At 43.8% G+C, this 7,600-nt stretch carries 4 protein-coding genes; 1 reads left to right on the forward strand and 3 read right to left on the reverse strand.

Annotation, left to right across the window (positions count from 1 at the left end; translation table 11 throughout):
- A partial coding sequence (gene dnaK, locus MUP17_03175) for a molecular chaperone DnaK (GenBank protein MCJ7457978.1) occupies positions 1–1,911 on the forward strand: 1,911 nt, incomplete at its 5' end.
- A gap of 97 nt (positions 1,912–2,008) precedes the next feature.
- Here the strand turns inward: dnaK and MUP17_03180 are convergent.
- The 3 genes from MUP17_03180 to MUP17_03190 form a co-directional block, all read right to left on the reverse strand.
- Positions 2,009–3,028, reverse strand: coding sequence for a hypothetical protein (locus tag MUP17_03180; GenBank protein MCJ7457979.1), 1,020 nt, complete (start codon positions 3,026–3,028; stop codon positions 2,009–2,011).
- 88 nt (positions 3,029–3,116) lie between these two features.
- Positions 3,117–5,153 (reverse strand): dockerin type I repeat-containing protein, encoded by a 2,037-nt coding sequence (locus tag MUP17_03185; GenBank protein ID MCJ7457980.1) that lies wholly within the window; start codon positions 5,151–5,153, stop codon positions 3,117–3,119.
- Positions 5,154–5,521: 368 nt separating this feature from the next.
- Entirely contained in the window at positions 5,522–6,757 is a 1,236-nt protein-coding gene (locus MUP17_03190; GenBank protein MCJ7457981.1) for an inner membrane CreD family protein, read from the reverse strand.
- Between the last annotated feature and the right edge of the window lie 843 nt (positions 6,758–7,600).

Raw genomic sequence — 7,600 nt, forward strand, 5'->3', positions numbered from 1 at the left:
AAAGTTATCGGAATAGATTTAGGGACGACCAATTCCTGCGTGGCGGTGATGGAAGGGGGAGAGCCTAAAGTCATTCCCAATGCTGAAGGGATGAGAACCACTCCTTCGGTCGTAGCCTTCACGAAAACAGGCGAGAGACTGGTCGGGCAGATCGCCAAAAGGCAGGCGATCACTAATCCTGAAAATACTGTTTTCTCCATCAAAAGATTTATGGGCAGAAAGCATAATGAGGTCCTGGCAGAGGAGAAAATAGTTCCCTATAAAATCGTGGAAGCAACCAACGGAGATGTAAGGGTTTTAATTCAGGGAAAAGAATATTCGCCTCCGGAGATCTCAGCCATGATTTTGCAGTATATGAAAAAAACGGCAGAGGATTATCTCGGAGAACCGGTCATCCAGGCAGTTATCACTGTGCCGGCATATTTCAACGATTCACAAAGACAGGCAACCAAGGATGCCGGAAGAATCGCTGGGCTGGATGTCATAAGAATCATAAACGAGCCTACATCTTCTTCCTTAGCCTATGGGCTTGAAAAGAAGAAAGATGAAAAGATAGCAGTGTTTGACTTAGGGGGCGGGACTTTTGATATATCCATTTTGGAGATTGGCGAAGGAGTATTTGAGGTCAGGTCAACCAATGGCGACACTCATTTAGGCGGAGATGATTTTGACCAGAAAGTTATCGACTGGATGGCAGATGAGTTCCAGAAAAACTACGGCATAGATTTAAGAAAAGACCGGATGGCTTTACAGAGATTAAAAGAAGCCGCAGAAAAGGCTAAGTGCGAGCTTTCCACGACCATGCAGACCAATATCAATCTCCCGTTCATAACTGCTGACGCCTCAGGCCCAAAACATCTGGACCTCTCGCTAACCAGAGCGAAATTAGAGCAGTTGGTGGATGATCTTCTTCAGAGAACTATTGGTCCATGCAAGAGGGCTTTAGAAGATGCCAAACTGTCACCTGATGATATAGATGAGGTTATATTAGTCGGCGGACAGACCAGGATGCCCAAGGTTCAGGAATTAGTTAAGGAGCTTTTCAAAAAAGAGCCGCATAAGGGAGTTAATCCTGACGAAGTAGTAGCAGTCGGCGCAGCCATTCAAGCCGCAGTCTTGACCGGAGAAGTGAAAGACGTTCTGCTTTTAGATGTGACTCCTCTGTCCTTAGGAATTGAAACCTTAGGCGGAGTGATGACCCGGCTGATTGAAAGGAATACCACGATCCCCACCAGAAAGAGCCAGATATTTTCCACAGCCGCAGATGACCAGACCGCAGTCTCTATTCACGTTCTCCAGGGTGAAAGGGAAATGGCTATAGATAACCGTACACTGGGCAGGTTTGATTTGGTCGGGATTCCTCCTGCTCCCAGGGGTATTCCTCAAGTCGAGGTCACCTTTGACATAGACGCGAATGGAATAGTTCACGTTTCAGCCAAGGATTTGGGAACCGGTAAGGAGCAGTCGATTAAGATTCAAGCCTCTTCAGGACTATCTGAGCCAGAGATTAAGGGTATGGTGAAAAATGCAGAATCTCATGCAGAAGAGGACAGGAAAAAGAAGGGTTTGGTTGAATCCCGGAACAAGGCTGACCAGGTTGTCTACACCACAGAGAAAACTTTAAAGGAATACGGAGATAAAGTTTCTCTTGAAGAAAGAAAAAAGATTGAGCAGGCAGTAGAAAAAGTCAAATCCGTCATTCGCAGTGATAATAAAGAAGAGATCGACAGGGCAACTGAAGAGCTTCTGACTGCCTCGCATAAAATAGCCGAAGAGATGTACAAAAAGACCACCAGTCAGCAGAATGCAGGCAAACCTTCTGAGGGACAACCTGAGGAGAAAAAGGAAGAGAAAAAAGAGGGGAAAGATGGTGCAGTGGATGCGGATTATGAGGTGATGGATGATAAATGATAAAAACAATGACGGATGACGAATAGCGAATGAAAAAGCAGCGTCCGGTCCTACGGATCCGTTTATAGGACTTTATGCCGGACGTTTTTTGTTCTATCTACTTGTTAGCCCTGGATGGTGACCATTTGGTGATGGTTATGCCATCTTTGGTGGAATCGAATACGTAGATATTCCCCTGGCTATCGATGCTTAGAGATTTGTTCAAATTATGTATGGCATATCCTGTGCTCTTCCATGCAATCTCCGAGATTAGAGCTCCATTTGCAGTATATTTTCTTACTTTTTCCGAAATCTCTTCATCCTTTTGTACGTAGGCGTGCATATAGACATTTCCCTGGGGGTCGATATCAAAAAAACTAAAAGAGCCAGCAGAAATGTTGTACTCTGTAACAACCTTGCCTGTATTATCCACTGACGCCATTTTCCCTTCTATCTCCTGAAGGATCTGGCCTTTGTCAAGGATGAAGCCACTTGTTCCAGCGAAGCCTTTTCTCAGGGTGGCTTTCTGCTGAGCTGGTGCATAATCTCCGGCAGTGGTTCCAAATTGAAAGATCGCCTGCATTCTTGAATTCTCTCTATAATAGGACAAAAACAGTCTACCAGAGTTGTCACAATAGAGCTTGGTAGAGCCTCCTCCATAGTTCATGCCCTTTGCATCCTCGTCTTGGAAAGAGACATATTCTTTTAACAGATTTCCAGCCTGATCGTATTTTAATACCCTGGGAGGTGCAGCGCTTCCGTATAATACATAAATGTCTTGATTCTGGTCTATACAAATGTCATCTCCATAACCTGCCCTTCCACTTATGACAGTTATCAGATTCCCAGCCGGGCTAAATCTCTGGATTCGTCCATTGAAGGTGTCACAGACATAAATGTCACCATTAGGAGCAATTGTGAATGTGCTCGGTCCCTGGATTGGACCCAGGTCATGGGCTTTGGAATTGTGGGCATAAGGGTTATCAAGGCCGAATTCGCCTGGGTTCTGTCCCCAGGGGGCGCTGAGTATCACCTTTGAGCCGTAGGTCTGTTGTTGCACAGTTTCTGTCGCAAAAACAGGAGTGATTAAAACAAGGAGCAACCCCAAGACCAAGTGAATATTCTTTAAATTTTTCATTTTACTCCTCACTTTTTATACGTTTCCTCGACCTATTTTGGTTTAGTTAAATTTTCTAACAGTTTTAATGTCTAATACCCTATTGACACTATGCGCAGCCATTCAAGGGGTCTGGTCCCCCTTTAAAAAGATAACTAACAAGATATACTACATCGGCTACGGTTACCCTGCCGTCCGCATTGACATCTGCCTTACACAGTGGCTGAGGTGGCGGTCCATGTTTGAACAAGTAATTGATGAGCCATATAACATCCCCGACGCTAACTATTCCATCGCTGTTAGCATCCCCTGCGATAAACGGAACGCCGGCGACATTTTTGTATCTATAGGGCTTATACTTTGGAGAGTATTTTTGCAGTGGCCACTTAAACAACCTTGCCCTTGGCGGTGTTTCTTCTATCACCCACATGGTATCGTAGTCACCCCACTCATAAAATAGGGCCACATGTGTATCTGGCCAGCAGACGATATCGCCCCTCACTAAATATTTATAATCATAGTTAGGAAGTGGGTTACTTACATAGGTACTCGTTAAACATTCGGTTTCACACATGTAAGACAAATTCCAGGCTCTTGATACTAATCCAGCACAATCTGAACCGATTGCCCAGAAAGGATCGCCCCCGGGTTCACAATAAAGCGATTCACGATAACCCGGCTTAAAAAATGCAGCAGAATTATATTTCAGGTTTAGAAGTCTCAAGAAATCATTAGGTCTGTCCCACGCACCCCACTCGTAAGCCTCGCCAGCAATCGGGAATCCTAAATTATTGAGGGGGTCTATACGCCAGTTAGGACATTCACCAGGTGGATAGAGATTGTTAGCAGAAGGTTGCCAAAAAGCATTTACGAATTCTGCCGCAGTATTGATTATTTGATCTCTTGTTCGTTGAGGATAATGTTCCATGACAATCCAGCTTATGTGGATCGGTCCATAAACGTTGTTATTTTCATTCTGCTCATCAGTCCATTCAGGTGAATCGACAAGCAGATAATTATCCCAAGACTCTGCATTTCCGCTGCGGTTTCTTGTAACAAACGTAAAAGTATTGCTGTTCCCTACGGGCAAAGAACTGGTGTATCGATAGTCATTCCCAATGGCAGGTGCAACAGGTGCTGCTGTTGTATCATAGAAGATATCAGTCCAGATAAGACTTGCTGAGGCATTACCGGCATTATGTATAGTGACATCAGTATAGAGGTAGTCATATTTTGCTACCCCTGGTGTAACGCTGCTTGGCGTGACATTTGTAAACATCAAATCTGGTTTTGGAGGCGGTTCTCGCCATGTAATTCGCATCGGTCCGTAACTATTATTGCATTCGTTTAGCTCTGTTGTCGAATTATCGCAATCTACAAGCCCGTAAACTTGCCAGGTTGTAGCGGTATAACTGGTAACGTAATATTGTATAAATTCATGCTGTTCGAACGACCCCAACTGTCCCCAAAAGAAATTATACTGACCCTGGCAATTTGGAGCCGTTGGCGGCGTATCACGATTCTGGAATAAGGAAGTGTAAAAAGTAGATGTAGTGCATGGACTGAAATTTACAACGGTTAGTTTAAGGGTAATGTAACTTCCTACTATCGGATTTGAGTCGCTTGCGGTAATACTAAGTATTCTAAAATCCGGGGCAATAGTCTGGTCAGGGCTTTGACCAAAGAGATGGTAATTTTGTGTAGGGTTGCCTCCGCTGAAACAATACACCCTGACGTAATATAGACCTATAGGTACATCTTTCGAGATATACTCATCATAGTTTCCACCATTCTCGGAAGAAGCGATTATTTCTTTCTTGCAGTCTAGCAAGTAAAGATCGTAATCTGACCATACGGGGATATTACTCAATGTGCAGGCGAAAACCCCTTCACCTGTAACAAATTCATAATCCTTATAGTCTCCTGCCGAGTTCAGATGGTTATAATAAGAAAAATATCCTGCAGGTTTTAATAAAAACGCATCTCCTTCATTCACAATCCTTAGCTCTCCAAACCTAGGAGGTTCCTTTTTGTTGCTGGGAATCTTTTCAGTCTGAGCCTTTAAGTTAAACATTACAAATGTGATAGTTACCGTAATAATACCGGCTAACAACAGAATTTGCCCAATTAGTTTCTTCTTTATCATATTTTCCCCCTTTCGATTAGGTTTTATTGGCTTCCGATAATTTATTTTGCGTAGATTAGATAGAATATATTAAGAATCTACAAATATTTTATCTAATCTCTTCGGCTTTGTAAAGTATTTTTTTAAAATAAATCATCGTCGTGCCTTATCCGAAGAGGGGTTGCACTATCACTTATTGGTTTTTGCTAGCAGTTGGGCCAATTAACTAATTCCACATTTTCGTTGGTGAGGACAGTAAATAAGAACGCATGGTAGGGGCAGGTTTCAAACCTGCCCCTTGTGGGTCTTCTCAAAGTATCAGGGCGACCCTACGGATCGCCCCTACGCCTCCTGATGGACCGGGTTCTCATCCTCAACAGAGTGAGGAGCTATGGACTTTTCTTTTTCTGAAAAACCTCACCCCAATTCACTTTTCCCGTCATCTGCATGACAACAAACAAGGTCAAAATACATAGAATAGTTATAACCAGTCCGGTGAATCCCTCAAAGAAGAAGGTGTAGGAAAAGAAAACCTGGTAAACAAGCTGGGTGACTCCAATTTCCAGGAGTGCGAATCGGGTGCGAACGACAAGCCGCATATAGGTCACCGCCAGGAGTATGGAAACGGCCGAGCTGATGAAAAATGCAGTGTGGATCGAAATGTGATCTACCAGATAAGCCAGGAGGAGATGGAAACTGAAAAATGCGGCTGCCAGGAAGAAATAGTTCATCGGGTGAATTTCGATTTTTCGAAGCGTTGTAAAAATGAACAGCAGAAAGAAAAACAGAAAAAGGGAAATCGGCGCGGAGAAAGTTACCTTGCTGACCCAGGGTCCTGGATTAAGCTTGTTAGGCATCACCATGCCGATTTTAACGCCGGTAAGAAGATTGGAATACTGCCACTTTAGTTCCCATCCGTCCCTGGTCTGGATCCGTGAGGTCGGAGAAATACTATTCTGGGGAAAGTCTATCTTTTTGAAATCGGTCTTCATGCTGAGCAGGAAATCCCTCACCTGACTTACGTTCTCGCCAAATTCGTACCCCCACTCACTCATTCCCTGTGATTTGTAGGCTATCTCTACAGTCTCCCTTTGTCCAGGGTCAAGCTTAAGAAGTTGCTGTAGCGAGCCGGAGGATGGTTCGATGTTCTGAAGCTCTTTGCCAGCGATGGCAAAGCGAAAATTATCATAGACTGCTCCGGCGGTGGGAAAGGTGAAACTTATGAACATTTCACGTGGTTCCGGGGTGTCGTTGGAGACGACATAATGCGCAGAAAAGTCCACGGCATAAGTCGGATACCACAACAGTCCCTTTTTGCGATGCTCCAGAAACAACGAAACATCGATCTGGCTGGACTTGAGCGGGACATAATTGGTGATAGTCTGGGACTGAATCTCGCTGACCGTCTTGCCCGACTCTACGCGTTGGGTTTCACTCTTGCTTATGGTCTCATAGTAAACAGATGGTGCCTTTTGGACCTGCACAGTTCCCCAGAGCTGTCCAACTGCATTCCTGAGCCTATTATCCTGGTTGTCTGTCCGCAGTAAAACTGTTCCACCCAGGATAACCCAAGCACCGGCCGTGCAGGCAAAAATGAGAATAATAGCAGCAAGTCTTCTAATCATGTTTCAACTCCCGTTAAGATATTAAGTCCTTTTACTATCGATATATTTTTTGGCATCATTTAGATTGAATCTCAGTAACATTATATTTAAATCCTCGTACGAGAATTCCACACATTTCGATTGGCTATATTTTTGTTATCGGACGGTTTTTTCAAATTTCAAGAAATGAATCAGGAACGGGAATCCCTGCCTTTCAAATCTCCGACCCTGAAAAGGGTAGGGGCACGGTGCTCTTCGGCTTCGCTCAGAGCAGTGAGCCTGTCGAACTGTGCCGTGCCCCTACAGATTACTTAGACCTCGAATACTCAAATCAATCCGAATTCTTTTTGCAGTGCCTGTGCAGCTAATTCAAGCTGGTTTTTGGCTATAAGGCAATGCAAACAAGTCATCGAAGTCGAAACTGCCTGAATATTGATATTATGGGAGGCTAAAGTATCAAAAGCCCTTCCTGCAATTCCCGGGGTCTGGGAGAGCTGGGGATGGTAACAGTCACTACAGCCACTTCTGGCATCACATTAGCCATTCCACTAAAGATATTCCAGATAATAAAAAGAGATGATGTTGGACAGCAATTGGTGAAAGTAGCCTTGTTTTGGATGCAGGAAACGAATTCAAGATTAACACTGTGTTGAACAGCATTACAGAAATGATAAAGTCGAGGCAGTCTGCAGCGGGACTTCTTTCTACAAATTTAGCCTTCCTTTTCAATGCATAATCATAAACCTAAAATTAATAGTAAAGGAATCTAATTTCGAGTCGATTTATAACTATTAGTAGAGTTTGAGTCCCTTAAACAGTGTTCTTGGAAGATAAGCTTTTGTCTAAAGATAATAACTATACTAT

It is taken from the genome of Candidatus Zixiibacteriota bacterium (assembly GCA_022865345.1).
GTDB lineage: Bacteria > Zixibacteria > MSB-5A5 > MSB-5A5 > RBG-16-43-9 > RBG-16-43-9.